We start from the raw sequence: 16,170 nt of genomic DNA on the forward strand, positions 1-16,170 counted from the left end.
GCGGGGCAGTGATGAGCCGCTACAAGAAGTACGCCGGGGGTGACCCGCTCGCGCCGCCGGTCGACATCGCCGAGGCGCTGGACGCGATCGGCGAGGACGTGATGTCCGGCTACTCGCCCGAGCGGGCGATGCGGGAGTTCCTGCGGCGCGGGGGACAGGACCAGCGCGGGCTCGACGACCTCGCCCGGCAGGTCGCGGAGCGGCGCCGTGAGCTGCTGCAGCGCCACAACCTCGACGGCACGCTCGAGCAGGTGCGTGAGTTGCTGGACAAGGCGGTCCTGGAGGAGCGCAAGCAGCTGGCCCGTGACGTCACGATGGACGACGGCGACCGCGCGTTCCGGGAGATGCAGATCGACAACCTCTCGCCGAACACCGCTGCCGCGGTCAGCGAGCTCGCCTCCTACGACTGGACCTCGCGCGAGGCCCGGGAGGCCTACGAGGAGATCAAGGACCTGCTCGGCCGCGAGCTCCTCGACCAGCGGTTCGCCGGGATGAAGCAGGCGCTCGAAGGGGCCACCGACGAGGACCGGGAGGCGATCGCGGAGATGCTGCGCGATCTCAACCAGCTCCTCGACAAGCACAACCGCGGGGCGGACACCCCCGAGGACTTCGACGAGTTCATGGCCAAGCACGGCCAGTACTTCCCCGAGAACCCGCAGAACATCGATGAGCTGCTCGACACCCTCGCGCAGCGTTCGGCGGCCGCGCAACGGATGCTCAACTCGATGTCGGCCGAGCAGAGACGCGAGCTGATGGAGCTCTCGGCGCAGGCGTTCGGATCGCCCGCGCTGATGGAGCAGATGGCACAGCTCGACGCCAACCTGCAAGCGGCTCGGCCCGGCGAGGACTGGTACGGCTCCGAGGAGTTCGGGGGTGGCGAGGGCCTGGGCCTCGGTGACGGCACCGGCGTACTCCAGGACATCGCCGAGCTCGACCAGCTCTCCGAGCAGCTCCAGCAGTCCTATGCGGGGAGCCGGCTCGACGACATCGACCTCGACGCCCTCTCCCGTCAGCTCGGTGACCAGGCCGCGGTCGACGCGCGCACACTGCAGGAGCTCGAGCAGGCGCTGCGTGACTCCGGCCAGCTCGAGCGCGGCTCCGACGGCGACCTCCGGCTGACCCCGAAGGCGATGCGCCAGCTCGGCAAGGCCCTGCTCCGCGACGTCGCGCAGCGGCTCTCCGGACGGCACGGCGAACGCGACCTGCAGCGCGCCGGCGCGGCGGGCGACCTCTCCGGCTCCTCGCGGCCCTGGGCCTTCGGCGACACCGAGCCCTGGGACGTACCTCGCACGATCACGAACGCCGTCATCCGGGAGGTCGGCGAGGGCCGTCGCGGCCCCGGGGTGCGGCTGAGCGTCGACGACATCGAGGTGCAGGAGACAGAGGCCCGTACGCAGGCAGCGGTCGCCCTCCTGGTCGACACCAGCTTCTCGATGGCGATGGACGGCCGTTGGGTGCCGATGAAGCGCACCGCGCTGGCGCTGCACACGCTGATCAAGAGCCGGTTCCGCAACGACGACCTGCAGCTGATCTCGTTCGGCCGCTATGCCCAGACGATGGAGATCGAGAAGCTGACCGCGCTCGACGCGATCTGGGACAAGGGCACCAACCTGCACCACGCGCTGCTGCTCGCCAACCGGCACTTCCGCAAGCACCCCGGCGCCCAGCCGGTGCTCCTGATCGTGACCGACGGAGAGCCCACCGCCCACCTGGAGGCGGGCGGCGACGTCTGGTTCTCCTACCCGCCTCACCCGGTGACGATCGCCCGGTCCGTCGAGGAGCTGGAGAACTCCCGCCGCCTCGGCGCCCAGACGACCTTCTTCCGCCTCGGCGACGATCCCGGCCTCGCCCGTTTCATCGACTCCATGGCCCGCCGCGTCGAGGGCCGCGTCGTCGCCCCCGAGCTGGACGACCTCGGTGCGGCCGTGGTCGGGTCGTATCTCGGCGACAGGACGGCGCGGCGTACGTCGAACACCTACGGCGGCTATCCGGACGCATTCGGTGGCCGCGGCTGGTGGGCCGGCTGAACCGATTTAACTCAGGAAGCATCAGGCCGCGTAACCTGCGCTCGTGCCCGAGGAGACGCTGAACGTACTTGCCCTTCTCGCCCTCGCGGCCCTGGCCGCCGGATACGTGGACGCGGTGGTCGGCGGAGGCGGGCTGATCCAGCTCCCCGCGCTGCTGCTGTTCCTCCCCGGCGCCGCGCCGGTGCAGATCCTGGCGACCAACAAGCTGGCCTCGATCTTCGGCACCTCGATCAGCGCGGCGACCTACTACCGGCGGGTGGGTCCGGACCCGAAGACCTTCATCCCGCTCATGATCCTCGCGTTCGCGGGCTCTGCGCTGGGGGCGGGGGTGGCCTCCTATCTCCCGGAGAGCGTCTTCGAGCCCATCGTCCTGATCGCGCTGATCCTGGTCGGCGCGTGGGTGCTCTTCAAGCCGTCCCTGGGCGAGGCGACCGAGCTGAGGTACGACGGTCACCGGCACCTGATCGGGGCGATGGCGGTCGGGTTCGCGGTCGGCTTCTACGACGGTGCCCTAGGCCCCGGGACCGGCAGCTTCCTGGTGATCGGGCTCGTCGGTCTCCTCGGCTACTCCTTCCTGGAGGCGAGCGCGAAGGCGAAGATGGCCAATGTCGCCACCAACCTCGCCGCCCTGGTCGTCTTCATCCCGCAGGGCGCGGTGCTGTGGAAGACCGGCCTGGTGATGGGTGTCTGCAACCTGATCGGCGGCTATCTGGGGGCGCGGACGGCGGTGGCGAAGGGCGCCGGGTTCGTACGCGTCTTCTTCATCGTCGTGGTCGCCGGGTTCATCATCCGTCTCGGTGGCAGCGTCCTGGGAGTCTGGTGACGTGCACTACCTGACCATCGGCCGCGATGGCGCCGCCGAGATCGAGGAGAAGCGGTCCCGGTTCCTGTGCACGCTCGTCCGGGTGGAGGACGAGGCGGGCGCGCGGGCGGTGGTCGAGCGGCTGCGCAAGCAGCACTGGGACGCCCGCCACACCTGCTCCGCCTTCAGGATCCAGCACAGCATGATCGGCCCGCCGCCGCAGCCGGTCGAGCGCTCCAACGACGACGGTGAGCCGGCCGGCACCGCCGGGGCGCCGATGCTCGAGGTGCTCCGCGGCGCCGGAGTCTCCGACACGGTCGCCGTCGTGACCCGCTGGTTCGGTGGCACCCTGCTCGGCGCGGGTGGCCTCGTCCGGGCCTACTCCGACGCCGTCCGCGCAGCTCTCGACGAGGTCGGCACGCGCCGGCGCGAGCTGGTCCGGGAGTACGAGATCGAGGTCCCGTACGACGCCGCCGGCCGCCTCGAGACCGACCTGCGATCCTCCGGGGTGACCGTCCTCGACACCTCCTACTGGACTGCCGTGACGCTGCGGATCGGGGCCCCTCCGGAGGACGAGAAACGGCTCGAATCGTTGCTCGCCGAGCTCACCGCGGGTGCATCATCGCTGGTCCCAGGCACGGACCGCTGGGTCGACCGCTGACACCATTTGGGAGAATGGCCGGGTGAGCGACCATAGCGAGACGCCCGTGGAACTCCCTGCCGGATGGACGGCGAAGGTCCCTGACCTCGACGATCTGCCCGCCCTGCTGAGGCTTCGGGCGGCCGACAAGACGCCGTTCGAGGGCTCCGGAAAGGTCGATGCCGACGCCATCACCGGCGAGATCGCCGGACCTGCTTCCTGGACCCGCCAGCAGCTCGTCGCGATCGACCCCGGCGGCGACATCCGCGCCTGGGCCATCGCCCACGACCGCGCCGCGGGCCGTACGCTCGTCTACCTCTACGTCGACCGCACCATCGCCCAGGCCGCCGAGGTCGCCGCCGGGCTCTACGCCTGGCTCGAGGACCAGGCCCGATCGATGGCCGAGCTGCGCGGCATCACCGAGTCCCACCTCGACGCCAGCCCGTTCGCCGACGACACCGTGCAGCGCGAGTGGCTGGCCGCGGCGGAGTTCACCAACAAGCGCACCTGGCTGCACATGAGCCGGCCGGTGCTGCCCGACGAGAAGGTGCCCCCGCTCCGCGAAGGGGTGACGATCCGCCCGGTCGAGACCCACGAGAACGGCATGCCCGTCGCGGCCGACCTGCAGACGGTCCACCAGACCCTGGAGGAGTCCTTCCAGGACCACTTCAACTCCTACCGCGAGAGCTTCCCGGAGTTCGTGCAGCGCCTCCGCGAGGACCCCGGCCACCGCTGGGACCACTGGTGGCTGGCCTACGTGGACGTTCCCGACGAGCCGGACACCCTCCTGCCCGCGGGTTCGCTGGTGGCCTCCGTGCTGCCCGCCAACGCGGCCGGGGTCGAGGGGACGTACGTCGAATACATCGGCGTCAACCGCAACGCCCGCGGCCGCGGGGTCGCGAAGGGACTGCTCTATGCCGTCATCGGCGACGCCCTCGAGCGCGGCCGTGACCGGGTCTCGCTCGAGGTCGACGCCGACAGCCCCACCGGGGCCGACGGGCTCTACAAGTCGATGGGCTGGGTGACCGACTACATCACCGAGTCCTGGCACAAGGACGTCACGGTCTGATCGACGATCAGGCGCCGACGTCGGGGAGCTTGAGGTCGAGCGTCGGCGCCTCGGTGCCGCCGTCGACCTCGAGCATCTTCCCGGTGACGAACTGCCCGGCCCGGGAGGTCAGGTAGACCACCGCGGCGGCGATGTCCTCCGCCTCGCCGATCCGACCGAGCGGGGTCTTCGACTCGATCTCGCCGCGCATGGTGTCGTCGCCGGCCACGAACTCGAGGGCACTGGTACGCACCGAGCCGACGAAGATGCCGTTGACCCGGATCCGCGGCGCCAGGTCGGTCGCGGCCAGCCGCGTCCAGTGCGCCAGCGCCGCCTTCGCGGTGCCGTAGGCCAGATAGCCGCGCCCCGCGGTACGTCCCATCATCGAGCTGATCGACACCACCGACTGCTGCCCGTCCGGGCTCTTCACCAGGTACGGCACCGCCGCCCGCGTCAGCGCGTGCGCGGTCGTCACATTGAAGTGGAAGGCCTCCTCGAGGTAGCTCTCGTCGGTGTCGAGGAACGTGTTCGGGATCGTCCCGCCCACGTTGTTGACCACGATGTCGAGTCGTCCGAACTCCTCGTGCGCCTGCTCCGCCAGCCCCGCCGTCGCCTCCGTATCGGCCAGATCCGCCGGCACCACCAGCGCCCGCCTACCCGCCGCCTCGACCTTCTCGGCGACCTCCCGAAGCTGCTTCTCGGTACGCGAGGCGATCACCACGTCCGCCCCCGCCTCTGCCAGCGCCACCGCCGTGGCCGCCCCGATCCCGCGCCCCGCCCCCGTCACGATCGCAACGTGATCGGTCAGCTCGAATCGTTCAAGAATGCTCATGCGCTTCCTTCATGTCGAGACGTCGGCCCGGTCGACCGAGACGTCGCTTGCGTCGGCCGAGACGTCAGCCGCGTCGGCCGAAGAGTCGCTCCTGCAGGTCGAGACGTCACGTACGTCGGCCGAGATGACACACGTGACGTGTCGGCCGACGAAAGTGACGTGTCGGCTGACGCGAGTGACGTCTCGCCCGACGTACGTGACGCCTCGGCCGACCGGAGTGACGTCTCGCTCATGGGGAGACCAGGCCGCGGCCGGTGATCAGCGGGAGGTCGAGAGGGGAGACGAGGCCGGGTTCGGCGGCGACGACGGCTGGGATGGCGTTGACCAGGCGCTGGGCGGTGACGATCATCCCGGAGACGTTGTGGTCGCCGTGCTCGCCGTGGTGGCTGAACTCGACGGTCATCGACGGCTCGCCGGTGATCTCGATGCGGTAGCAGCCGTCGCCGGTGGCCGGGGTGGGCCAGTCGGGATCGGACGCCGCGTCGGTCCGGGTGACGTGCTCCAGGGTGATGCGAGGGACTCCGTCGACGCTGCCGGTGACGGTGAAGCGTACGGAGCCCTGGGTGCCCTCCGCGATGTCCACCGACACCGTCTTGGTGTCCTTCGTCGCCGCCCGACGCTCGACCGACTCGACGAGCGGCTCGTCGAGGGTCACCCCGAGCCCGGCGGCCAAGACCCGCACGACGGGGCCCCATGCGGTGCTCAGCACCCCCGGCTCCCACAGGAACGGCTTGTCCTCCAGCGAGCCCCCGAAGCCGAAGAGATCCTTCATCACGACCGGCTGGAAGTACGTCGAGTAGTCGGCGATCTCGCTGACCCGAAGGTGGTCGATCCGCTGGGAGAGGGACGTCATCGCGAGCGGCAGTACGTCGTTGGCGAAGCCCGGGTCGATGCCGTTGACGTGCAACGAGGCACCGCCCTCGCGGCCGGCCTCGTCGATGCCCGCGATCATCTCGTCCGGCAGCGTCCCCTGCGGGTGGACCAGGATCACCGGCCCGGAGGAGACGACGTTGACCCCGTCCCGGATCAGCCCGGTCAGGTCGTCGATCGCCTCGAAGACCCGGTCGTCGGTCATCGCGGCGTGGACGACGCAGTCCGGGGCGAGCGCGAGCAGCTCGTCGCGCGACGTGGTCGCCGCGACCCCGAGGGTCCGGCCCAGTCCGGCCAGCTCCCCGGCATCGACCCCCGCCTTCGCCGGCGTCGAGGTCCAGACCCCGACCAGTTCCAGGTCGGGATGGGCATCGACACCCGCGATGGCGTGACGACCCACCGTCCCGGTGGACCAGACGACGACTCTGAGCGGCTTCTCCGGACTCTGGGGACCTCTGGGCGCGTGGGGCATGGCCCAAATCTAGAACGCGTTTCAGTTTCGCGAAAGTGATTCGCCGAGGAAACTCGCCGCGGCTACGTTGGCGCCCATGACCGAGGCACTCTTCGAGGACACCCGCCATCCGACCGGTGCTCCCTACATCGCGGACGAGTCCACGACCCTGCGCACGTTCCTCGACTTCCACCGGGCGACCCTGCTCAGGCAGGTCGCGGGCCTCGACCACGAGCAGCTCAACCGTCCCTTCCCGCCCAGCACCATGACGCTGGCCGGGCTCGTCAAGCACATGGCGTACGTGGAGGACATCTGGTTCGGCGTGCGCCTGGCCGGCAACGATCCGTCCCCGCCCTTCGACACCGCTCCCTGGGGCGACGACCAGGACTGGGAGTTCAACAGCGCCGCCGCGGACGACCCCGAGGCGCTGCGCACCCTGCTCCGCGACGCGATCGCTCGCTCCAACGAGCTCACCGACGCCGCGGGCTCCCTCGACCGCATCGCGGTCGGGAAGACACGGGACGGCCAGGAGATCAGCCTGCGCTGGATCCTGGTCCACATGATCGAGGAGTACGCCCGCCACTGCGGCCACGCCGACCTCATGCGCGAGGCCATCGACGGAAAGGTTGACCTCTGATGGAGATCCGCGAAGCGACGGCCGAGGACTGGCCGCAGATCTACCCGTTCTGGGCCGAGATCGTGGCGGCGGGGGAGACCTACGCCTACCCCGAGGGCCTCACGTCCGAGGAGGCCAAGGACCTGTGGATGTATGACCACGTGGTCGTCGCGGTCGAGGGCGAGGAGATCCTGGGCAGCGCCAAGATGGGGCCGAACCGCCCGGGCCGCGGCAGCCACATCGGCACCGCCTCGTTCATGGTCTCGCCGAACGCCCGCGGCAAGGGCGTCGGCCGGGCCCTCGGCGACTACTGCGTGCAGTGGCACAAGGACAACGGCTTCCACGGCATCCAGTTCAACGCGGTGGTGGAGACCAACACCACCGCCGTACGCCTGTGGAAGTCCCTCGGGTTCCAGATCATCGGGACCGTCCCGGACGCGTTCGACTCCACGTCGCACGGCCGGGTCGGCCTCCATGTGATGTATCTGCCGCTGACCTGACCTCAGGCGGTCGCGGGGAAGGCGATGCCCGTGTTGGCGTGGCAGCGGTAGCCGTTGGGCACGCGGTCCAGGTACTGCTGGTGCGCGGGCTCGGCGGCGTAGAAGGTCGGGACCTCGCGGATCTCGGTGGTGATCTCGCCATACCCACGACGAGCGATCTCGTCGCCGTAGATCTTGGTCAGCTCCTCAGCGGTCTCCCGCTGCGCGTCGGAGACGTAGTAGAGCGCCGAGCGGTACTGGGTCCCGACGTCGTTGCCCTGCCGCATCCCCTGCGTCGGGTCGTGCACCTCGAAGAACTTCTTGACGAGGTCCGCGTAGGAGACCACGGTCGGGTCGAAGACGACCCGGACGGCCTCGGTGTGGTTGGTCTGCCCGCTGCAGACCTCCTCGTAAGTCGGGTTGGCCGTGGTGCCGCCCTGATACCCGACGGCGGTCGAGTAGACCCCCGGCGTCTGCCAGAAGATCTCCTCGGCGCCCCAGAAACAGCCGAGACCGAAGTACGCCACCTCGGACCCTTCCGGGGCGGTCCCGTCGGACGGGGAGGCGAGCAGAGGAGTGCCGAGGACCCGGTGCTTCGCAGGCAGCTCGAAGAGCGCCTGGTCGCGCCCGGCGAGCGTGCGGTCCTCGGGGAAGAGCTGAGTCGGTCGGCCGAACATTCGGAACCTCCATTGGTCGGGTTGTCTACCAGTCTCCAACACAGTTCGACGCGCGAACGTTCCCGGATGGGCCGCGCGACGAGATCGGACGTAGGCTCGGACCGTGAGCGAGCAGCAGCACCTCGGCAAGGCCGGTTTCGAGACCAAGGCGATCCACGCGGGCTACGAGCCCGACCCGACGACGGGTGCGGTGATCCCGCCGATCTACGCCACCACGACCTACAAGCAGGACGGCGTCGGTGGCCTGCGCAACGGCTATGAGTACAGCCGCTCCGCCAACCCGACCCGCACCGCGCTCGAGGGTGCGCTGGCGGCGGTCGAGGACGGTGAGAAGGGGTTCGCCTTCGCCTCCGGCCTGGCCGCCGAGGACACCCTGATCCGCAGCCTGATGCGGCCTGGCGACCACATGGTCATCCCCGACGACGCCTACGGCGGCACGCACCGGCTGATCGACAAGGTCGAGAGCCAGTGGGGGATCGCGCACACCCCGGCCCAGGTCGCCGACGTCGACGCGGTCGCGGCCGCGATCCAGCCGGGCAAGACCAAGGTCGTCTGGGTCGAGACGCCGACCAACCCGCTGCTCAACATCGCCGACATCGCGGCCTTGGCCACGGTCGCCCACGAGGCCGGCGCGCGGCTGGTCGTCGACAACACCTTCGCCAGCCCCTACCTGCAGCAGCCGCTCACCCTCGGCGCCGACGTCGTGGTGCACTCCACGACTAAGTACGTCGGTGGCCACTCCGACGTCGTCGGCGGCGCCGTGGTCGTCCGCGACCTCGGGATCGCCGAGAAGATCGGCTACCTCCAGAACGCCGCCGGCGCGATCGCCGACCCGTTCGGGGCCTGGCTGACGCTGCGCGGCCTCAAGACCCTGGCCGTACGCATGGACCGCCACTGCGACAACGCCGAGCGCGTCGCCGACTTCCTGACCTCGCACCCGAAGGTCGGCGAGGTCATCTACCCGGGCCTGGAGACGCACCCCGGCCACACGACCGCCCAGAAGCAGATGAAGCGGTTCGGCGGCATGATCTCCTTCCGCGTCGAGGGCGGCGAGGCCGCCGCGCTCGCGGTGTGCGAGCGCACCAAGATCTTCACGCTGGGCGAGTCGCTCGGCGGTGTCGAGAGCCTGATCGAGCACCCCGGACGCATGACGCACGCGAGCGTCGCGGGCACCGACCTCGAGGTGCCGGCCGACCTGGTCCGGCTCTCCGTCGGGATCGAGTACGCCGAGGACCTCGTCGCGGACCTCGAGCAGGCCCTTGACCAGAGCTGACTCGCCACAGACCGCCGTCTGCGTCGACTTCGGCTCCACCTGGACCAAGGCGCTCCACGTCGACCTCGTCTCCGGCGAGATCCTCGGCACCGCGAGCGCAGCGACGTCGCTGCACGAGGTGATGGAGGCGTACGACGCCTGCCTGACCGCGCTCACCGAGAAGGACTCGCGGGCGGCCACCGCCGAGATCCTCGCCTGCTCCTCGGCCGGCGGCGGCCTCCGGATCGCCGTGGTCGGCAACGAGGAGCTGGTGACCGCCGAGGCCGGGCGCCGGGTGGCGCTGTCCAGCGGGGGCAAGGTCGTCGCGGTGATCGCGACCGCAGGTCGGGAGGCCGGGAGTGACCTCGGGGCCACCCTCAGCTCCACCACCCCCGACCTGGTGCTGCTGACCGGCGGCACCGACGGCGGCAACCGGGATGCCGTCGTCTCGGCCGCGCGCGAGCTGGCCGCGGCCGGCTGGCGTGGACCGGTGGTCGTGGCGGGCAACCGCGAGGCGACCCACGAGATCGACGAGATCCTGGCCGATGTCCCCCATGTGACCTGCGACAACGTCGTTCCGAAGATCGGCGTGCTGGCACCCGAGAGCGCCCGCGCGGCGGTCCGGGAGATGTTCCTCGAGCACGTGATCGGCGGCAAGAACCTCAGCAGCCGGGCCGACTTCCGGCGGATCGTCCAGGGGGCGACCCCCGATGTCGTGCTCCAGGGAGTCGAGACGCTGGCCGAGGTGCTCGGTGAGGACGTGGTCGTCGTCGACGTCGGCGGCGCCACGACCGACGTGCACAGCGTGGTCCGACCCGACCCCGAGGCGGAGCACGTACGCGAGGAGGTCGTCGCCGTCACCCCGGTGACCCGGACCGTCGAAGGCGACCTGGGCATGCGCTGGTCGGCGACCACGACCCTCGAAGCGGCCGATCACTCCGACCCGAGCCTCGCCGAGTCGGATCTCACCGGCGAGGTGGAGCATCGGCGCCACCACCCCGGCTGGCTGCCGCGCACCGAGCAGGACAAGGACATCGACGAGCTCCTGGCGAGGATCGCGATCTCCACCGCCCTGCAGCGGCATGCGGGTCGCTCCCGGGTCGTCCTGTCCCCGAGCGGCAAGGTCATCGAGCGCACCGGCACCGATCTGCGCCGGGTCGGCGTGGTGATCGGCTCCGGCGGCGTACTCAGGCACGGACGCCGGGGCATCGAGGAGCGGGTGATGCGTTGGTCAGGTCGCGGCGGATGGCAGCTCCCGGAGGCGCCGCTGCGGGCGGTCGACAGCGACTACGTGCTCGCCGCGGTAGGCCTGCTCGCGCGGTCGCACCCCACGACCGCACGGCACCTTGCGACCCATCTCTCGCCCTCCCGGTAGCCTCTGTCAGGTGACAGATCAGGGGGATGTTCCCGGGGGCGAGAAGCGGACCGCCAAGGATGGCTTCGAGCGGATGAAGGGCGCGTTCAGGCGCAGCCGAGAGACACGTGAGGCTCACCGCTTCGCCCAGGAGGAGGCCGACGCGCGCGAGTCGGCCGAGGTCGCCAAGGAGGCCGCCGCGGAGGCCCGTGAGTCGGCCGAGAACTTCGCGCTTCGCCTCGTCAACCAGTTCGAGCGTCTGCGCGAGGAGCGCCAGGAGCAGCTGGCCGCGCCGGAGCCGGTGACCGCGCCCAAGGCCGTCAGCCGCACCGACGTCCCCTACGGCGTCGAGCTCTCCGCGCAGTGGGCCTGGCGGTTCCTGGTGATCGTCGCCGCCGGCTACCTCATCGTCCGCGCTCTCGGCTTCCTCAGCATCGTCGTGGTGCCGGTGGTCATCGCGCTGCTGATCGCCGCGCTCGTCTCCCCGGTCGTCAACGGCCTGGCCCGGATAGGGCTGAAGCGGAGCATCTCGGCGCTTTTCGTGGTGCTCGGCGTGCTCGTGGCGGTCATCGCCATGCTGAGCTTCGCCGGCACCCAGGTCGCCAACGGCTTCAACGATCTGGCCGGGCAGACGGTCAAGGCGCTCGACGAGATTCGCGACTGGCTGATCAACGGCCCGTTCAACGCGAGCGAGACCCAGATCGACACCTGGCTCAACACGGTGCAGACCACTCTGGAGGAGTGGGCGGCGGCGTACGCCTCCAACCCGTTCTCCCGGGTCAGCGAGGTCGGCGGTGTCGCTCTCGACGTCTTCGCGGGCCTGTTCATCGTGCTCTTCTCCACCTACTTCTTCTGCGCCGAGGGCGAGCGGATCTGGGGCTGGCTGGTCCGGCTCGCGCCGCGGGCCGCGCGCAGCCGGATGGACAGCTCGGGCCGGGTCGCCTGGGTGTCGCTGACCCAGTTCACCCGGGCGACGGTCATCGTGGCCGCGGTCGACGCGGTCGGCATCATGATCATCGCCACCGCCCTGCAGGTCCCGTTCGTCGCGGCGATCGGCGTGCTCGTCTTCCTGAGCTCGTTCGTGCCCCTGATCGGTGCCACCGTCGCCGGCGCGGTCGCCGTGCTCGTCGCGCTCGTCTCCCAGGGACCGGTGACGGCGCTGCTGATGCTCGGTGGCGTGATCCTGGTCCAGCAGCTCGAGGCCCACGGCCTGCAGCCGTTCCTGCTCGGTCGCTGGGTCCGGGTCCACCCGCTCGGCGTGATCCTGGCGGTCGCGACCGGCATCGTGCTCGGTGGCGTGGCCGGTGCCCTGGTGGCCGTGCCGCTGGTGGCCGCCCTCAACGCGGTCGCCAACCATCTGACCGCCACCGCCACCGCCCCGGCCCAGGCACTGGCCCAGGCTCAGGCGCCGACGTCGCCGCCGCCCCCGCTGCCGGCCAACGGACCGACCTCCCCACCCCCAGCGAGCCCAGGAGCAGGCAGTGTCTGAGATGCATGGTCAGCCGACGTACGAGGACATCCTCGAGGCCCGCGAGCTGCTGCGCGACCACATCACCGAGACGCCTGTCCAGGGAGCCCGCTGGCTCACCGACATGATCGGTGACACGGTCATCCTCAAGTGCGAGAACCTGCAGCGTACGGGCTCCTTCAAGGCCCGCGGCGCCTTCGTACGCATCGCCCGGCTGACCGAGGAGGAGCGCAAGAACGGCGTGGTGGCCGCGAGCGCGGGCAACCACGCCCAGGGCGTCGCGCTGGCGGCGACCACCCTCGGCATCCCGTCCACCGTGTTCATGCCCGAAGGCGCGCCGATCCCGAAGGAGAAGGCCACCCGGGCGTACGGCGCCGAGGTGATCTTCGAGGGTCAGTACGTCGACCAGTGCCTCCAGGCCGCGATGGCCTTCGCCGAGCGCACCGGCGCGGTGATGATCCACCCCTTCGACCACCCCGACGTCGTCGCCGGCCAGGGCACGATCGGGCTCGAGATCCTCGAGCAGGCCCCGGACGTGAAGACCGTCGTCATCCCGCTCGGCGGCGGTGGCCTGCTCGCCGGCGCCGCTCTCGCGATCAAGGCGAAGCACCCCGACGTGAAGGTGGTCGGCGTGCAGGCCGAGACGGCCGCCGCCTACCCGGTCTCGCTGCGCGAGGGCCGTCCGATCCGGCTCGACAAGATGCCGACGATGGCCGACGGCATCGCGGTCGGCCTGCCGGGGGAGACCAACTTCCCGATGATCCAGACCTATGTCGACGAGATCCGTACGGTCTCGGAGGAGGCGATCTCGAGCGCGCTGCTGGCGCTGGCCGAGCGGGCCAAGCTGGTCGTCGAGCCCGCCGGCGCGGTCGGCGTGGCAGCCCTGATGGACGCGCCCGAGGCCTTCGAGGGTCCCGTCGTGGTGGTGCTCTCCGGCGGCAACATCGACCCGCTCCTGCTCGGCAAGGTGATCCAGCACGGCATGACGCTGGCCGGGCGCTACCTGCCGGTCGCGGTGACGATCCCCGACCAGCCCGGCGCGCTGGCCACCCTGCTGTCGGTGATCGGCGACACCGGAGCCAACGTCATGGAGGTCGTGCACTCGCGCACCAACCCCGGACTGCGGCTCGCCGAGGTCGGCGTGCAGCTCCAGCTGGAGACCCGGGGTCAGACCCACGCCGAGCGAGTACTCGAACAGCTGCGCAGCAAGGGATATCCAGTGACCACGCCCTGACCGTTCGACCGGACGTTCCGGGGAACGGTCCCGAGGCCAGATTGCGCGACGTTTCGGTCGCGAACTGTCTTCGGGTGTGGTTGCCTTGTTAAACTGAACCTTCTGACAATCTCCCGCGGAACGTTCAGCTGGGTGAAACACGCCCGCTCAGCAGGGAGAAAAGGCGCCGGTTGATGGGGGTTGACCGGCGCCCCTTACCTATTCACTACCCATCAGGAGTAACTCGCTATGACTCAGTCGACCGAGACCACGGCTGCCACTATCTGGCTCAGCAAGGGTGCATTCGACAAGCTCACCGCGGAGTTGGAATACCTGAAGGGCCCCCGACGCCAGGAGATCCTTGCCGAGATCAGCTCCGCGCGCGACGAAGGCGACCTCAAGGAGAATGGCGGCTACCACGCCGCTCGCGAGGAGCAGGGCAAGCTCGAGGGTCAGATCCAGCAGCTCGAGGCACTGCTGCGCAAGGCCGACACCACCGTCCCCGAGGACGACGGCGTCGTCTCGGTCGGCAAGCTGGTCACGTTCAAGTTCGAGGGCGATGACGACGACGAGGCCGAGACCCGCCTCATCGCCTCGATCGAGATGAAGGACTACGCGGGCGGTGTCGAGATCTCCTCTGCCGCCTCGCCCATCGGCGCTGCCCTCATCGGTGCCAGCGTCGGCGACACCGTGACCTACGAGGGTCCTCGCGGGCCGCTCAAGGTCGAGATCCTGAAGACCGAGGTCTTCACCGGGTGATCCCTGTGTGAGTGCACGGTCACTCGACCGTGCACTCACCCCACTCGACCCGCAGCGCACGGCGCTCGGTCGGGATGGTGATCGTCTGACGCCCCTCGGTGGCGGTGAACTCGAGGTGGCCGACCTTCTCCTCCTGGTCGTCCTCGGCCTCGACGGTGCAGACCGGCTTCGCGTCCTTGTCGTGGAGGCGTACGACGAAGGTCACCTCGACCTCGTTCTCGCTGACCGCCTCCCACTTCTCCAGCCCGGAGGAGACCTCGGGATGCAGGGCCAGCCACAGCGCCCAGCCGAACCAGCCGACGATCGCCACGAGCATGAGAACCAGGGCGATCATGAGTACGCCCGGGCGACGGCCCGGGCCGCGGCCGTAGCGGGCCGCGATGCGGGATTCTTCAGAACTCACGGCTTCGGGCTCCGCTTCGGCAGATGACGGCGTGCTCACGGGAAACATGGTCCCACCCCGGCGAAGGAGACCGCACATCCGTCCCCGGCCACCTACCACCAAAGTTGTCCGCGGAGTGGGAGCGGGTAACCGATTGGTGAGACGGAGCGTGGTTAGGATTGAACTCATGCCAGAGCAGCTCCAGCAGGCGTTCCGCCTGATGCACGTGCACGCGCACCCCGACGACGAGTCGAGCAAGGGCGCGGGGATCACCGCGAAGTACGTCGCCGAAGGGGTCGACGTCCATGTCGCGACGTGCACGGGCGGCGAGCGGGGCGACATCCTCAACCCGAAGATGGAGCGCCCCGGGATCCTGGAGAACATCCACGAGATCCGCCGCGAGGAGATGCATCGCGCCCGCGACATCCTCGGCATCAAGCAGGACTGGCTCGGCTTCGTCGACTCCGGTTGGGTCGAGGAGTTCATGCAGGTCGAGGAGATGGGGGCCAAGGACTGGTCGCTGCTCCCCGAGGGTTCCTTCGGCCGGACGCCGCTCGAGGTGAGCACGCGCCGGCTCGTCGAGATCATTCGCACGTTCCGGCCGCACGTGGTCACGACGTACGACGAGAACGGTGGCTATCCGCACCCGGACCACATCATGTGCCACCGGGTCTCGGTGGAGGCGTTCCGGGCGGCGGGCGACCCTGACCTGTTCCCGGACGCGGGCGAGCCCTGGCAGCCGCTGAAGCTCTACTACAGCCACACCTTCAACTATCCGCGGATGATCGCGCTGCACGAGGCGATCAAGAGTCACGGGCTCGCTTCGCCGTACGAGGACCGCCTCGAGACCTGGAAGCCGAATCCGGGCTGGGACGAGCGGGTCACCACAAAGGTCGAGTGTGCCGAGTTCTTCGGCGTACGTGACCAGGCCCTGCTCGCGCACGCCACCCAGATCGACCCCGACGGCCCCTGGTTCGCGGTGCCCCGGGAGATCGAGAAGGAGGCCTGGCCGACCGAGGACTACGAGCTGGTGACCTCCTACGTGCCGGTGCCCGAGGCGGAGAAGCGCGAGGAGACCGATCTCTTCGCCGGTCTCGACGTCTCCACCGCCGACGACGAGGGCAAGGCCGCGGTCGGCCGCGAGATCAGCTTCGGCAAGGTCGTCACCGCCTGAGCTTTCAAAGAGATCGCGCAGGCATGGCCGCCTGCTGCGCGCCGCGATACGGGCGCGCTGGCTGCGTTGTCGCCTCTCGACGGTGCAACCAGACCGCCTTCGAGGCTCCGCCTTGCCATCGCACCC

At 69.9% G+C, this 16,170-nt stretch carries 16 protein-coding genes; 12 read left to right on the top strand and 4 right to left on the bottom strand.

Annotation, left to right across the window (positions count from 1 at the left end):
• Positions 1-11 precede the first annotated feature (11 nt).
• The 4 genes from ABT304_RS08185 to ABT304_RS08200 are packed head-to-tail and all read left to right on the top strand — an operon-like array spanning position 12 to position 4,538.
• A complete protein-coding gene (locus ABT304_RS08185) occupies positions 12-2,027 on the top strand; it encodes a VWA domain-containing protein (RefSeq protein WP_350714314.1) in 2,016 nt (671 codons plus the stop codon).
• Between the two features lie 43 nt (positions 2,028-2,070).
• Complete coding sequence (locus ABT304_RS08190; protein WP_350714315.1) at positions 2,071-2,850, top strand: sulfite exporter TauE/SafE family protein; 780 nt, start codon at positions 2,071-2,073, stop codon at positions 2,848-2,850.
• A gap of 1 nt (position 2,851) precedes the next feature.
• On the top strand, positions 2,852-3,490 hold the full coding sequence (locus ABT304_RS08195) for an IMPACT family protein (protein ID WP_350714317.1): 639 nt from the start codon (positions 2,852-2,854) through the stop codon (positions 3,488-3,490).
• Positions 3,491-3,512: 22 nt separating this feature from the next.
• Complete coding sequence (locus ABT304_RS08200) at positions 3,513-4,538, top strand: GNAT family N-acetyltransferase (protein ID WP_350714318.1); 1,026 nt, start codon at positions 3,513-3,515, stop codon at positions 4,536-4,538.
• A gap of 7 nt (positions 4,539-4,545) precedes the next feature.
• On the opposite strand, the gene ABT304_RS08205 is transcribed toward ABT304_RS08200, so the two are convergent.
• Entirely contained in the window at positions 4,546-5,349 is an 804-nt protein-coding gene (locus tag ABT304_RS08205; protein ID WP_350714320.1) for an SDR family oxidoreductase, read from the bottom strand.
• Between the two features lie 229 nt (positions 5,350-5,578).
• Positions 5,579-6,691 carry an NAD(P)H-dependent amine dehydrogenase family protein gene (locus ABT304_RS08210; RefSeq protein WP_350714322.1) on the bottom strand — a complete coding sequence of 371 codons (1,113 nt, stop codon included), beginning with the start codon at positions 6,689-6,691 and terminating at the stop codon, positions 5,579-5,581.
• Between the two features lie 76 nt (positions 6,692-6,767).
• Here ABT304_RS08210 and ABT304_RS08215 point away from each other — a divergent pair, with 76 nt between their 5' ends.
• Positions 6,768-7,307: a DinB family protein gene (locus ABT304_RS08215; RefSeq protein ID WP_350714324.1), complete on the top strand. Its 540-nt coding sequence runs from the start codon at positions 6,768-6,770 to the stop codon at positions 7,305-7,307.
• Positions 7,307-7,786, top strand: coding sequence for a GNAT family N-acetyltransferase (locus ABT304_RS08220; RefSeq protein ID WP_350714326.1), 480 nt, complete (start codon positions 7,307-7,309; stop codon positions 7,784-7,786). Before ABT304_RS08215 ends, ABT304_RS08220 begins: the two co-directional genes overlap by 1 nt.
• Before the next feature lie 2 nt (positions 7,787-7,788).
• On the opposite strand, the gene msrA is transcribed toward ABT304_RS08220, so the two are convergent.
• A complete protein-coding gene (gene msrA / locus ABT304_RS08225) occupies positions 7,789-8,442 on the bottom strand; it encodes a peptide-methionine (S)-S-oxide reductase MsrA (RefSeq protein WP_350714327.1) in 654 nt (217 codons plus the stop codon).
• A gap of 103 nt (positions 8,443-8,545) precedes the next feature.
• On the opposite strand from msrA, the gene ABT304_RS08230 reads away from it, so the two are divergent.
• The 5 genes from ABT304_RS08230 (at position 8,546) to greA (ending at position 14,488) form a co-directional block, all read left to right on the top strand.
• The gene (locus tag ABT304_RS08230; RefSeq protein WP_350714329.1) at positions 8,546-9,715 is read left to right on the top strand and encodes a cystathionine gamma-synthase; all 1,170 of its coding nucleotides are present in this window, start codon (positions 8,546-8,548) and stop codon (positions 9,713-9,715) included.
• A complete protein-coding gene (locus ABT304_RS08235; RefSeq protein ID WP_350714331.1) occupies positions 9,702-11,069 on the top strand; it encodes a glutamate mutase L in 1,368 nt (455 codons plus the stop codon). The genes ABT304_RS08230 and ABT304_RS08235 overlap by 14 nt, the downstream gene beginning before the upstream one ends.
• Positions 11,070-11,079: 10 nt before the next feature.
• Positions 11,080-12,537: an AI-2E family transporter gene (locus ABT304_RS08240; protein ID WP_350714333.1), complete on the top strand. Its 1,458-nt coding sequence runs from the start codon at positions 11,080-11,082 to the stop codon at positions 12,535-12,537.
• A 1-nt stretch (position 12,538) separates the two neighbouring features.
• Positions 12,539-13,750, top strand: coding sequence for a threonine ammonia-lyase (gene ilvA / locus ABT304_RS08245; RefSeq protein ID WP_350714675.1), 1,212 nt, complete (start codon positions 12,539-12,541; stop codon positions 13,748-13,750).
• A gap of 228 nt (positions 13,751-13,978) precedes the next feature.
• Positions 13,979-14,488, top strand: a complete 510-nt coding sequence (gene greA, locus ABT304_RS08250; protein WP_141792144.1) for a transcription elongation factor GreA — start codon at positions 13,979-13,981, stop codon at positions 14,486-14,488.
• A 19-nt stretch (positions 14,489-14,507) separates the two neighbouring features.
• On the opposite strand, the gene ABT304_RS08255 is transcribed toward greA, so the two are convergent.
• Entirely contained in the window at positions 14,508-14,891 is a 384-nt protein-coding gene (locus tag ABT304_RS08255) for a DUF4307 domain-containing protein (RefSeq protein ID WP_350714334.1), read from the bottom strand.
• A gap of 166 nt (positions 14,892-15,057) precedes the next feature.
• Here ABT304_RS08255 and mca point away from each other — a divergent pair, with 166 nt between their 5' ends.
• Positions 15,058-16,044: a mycothiol conjugate amidase Mca gene (gene mca, locus ABT304_RS08260; protein WP_350714335.1), complete on the top strand. Its 987-nt coding sequence runs from the start codon at positions 15,058-15,060 to the stop codon at positions 16,042-16,044.
• Positions 16,045-16,170: the final 126 nt, after the last annotated feature.

The sequence above is a fragment of the Nocardioides sp. NPDC000445 genome, from assembly GCF_040300245.1.
Classification (GTDB): domain Bacteria; phylum Actinomycetota; class Actinomycetes; order Propionibacteriales; family Nocardioidaceae; genus Nocardioides.

Bases quoted from the DNA above. Each gene is read 5' to 3' on its own strand.
- ABT304_RS08185 (WP_350714314.1), top strand. From the start codon at position 12: ATGAGCCGCTACAAGAAGTACGCCGGGGGTGACCCGCTCGCGCCGCCG.
- ABT304_RS08205 (WP_350714320.1), bottom strand. From the start codon at position 5,349: ATGAGCATTCTTGAACGATTCGAGCTGACCGATCACGTTGCGATCGTG.
- greA (WP_141792144.1), top strand. From the start codon at position 13,979: ATGACTCAGTCGACCGAGACCACGGCTGCCACTATCTGGCTCAGCAAG.
- ABT304_RS08215 (WP_350714324.1), top strand. From the start codon at position 6,768: ATGACCGAGGCACTCTTCGAGGACACCCGCCATCCGACCGGTGCTCCC.
- ilvA (WP_350714675.1), top strand. From the start codon at position 12,539: ATGCATGGTCAGCCGACGTACGAGGACATCCTCGAGGCCCGCGAGCTG.
- msrA (WP_350714327.1), bottom strand. From the start codon at position 8,442: ATGTTCGGCCGACCGACTCAGCTCTTCCCCGAGGACCGCACGCTCGCC.
- ABT304_RS08210 (WP_350714322.1), bottom strand. From the start codon at position 6,691: ATGCCCCACGCGCCCAGAGGTCCCCAGAGTCCGGAGAAGCCGCTCAGA.
- ABT304_RS08220 (WP_350714326.1), top strand. From the start codon at position 7,307: ATGGAGATCCGCGAAGCGACGGCCGAGGACTGGCCGCAGATCTACCCG.
- mca (WP_350714335.1), top strand. From the start codon at position 15,058: ATGCCAGAGCAGCTCCAGCAGGCGTTCCGCCTGATGCACGTGCACGCG.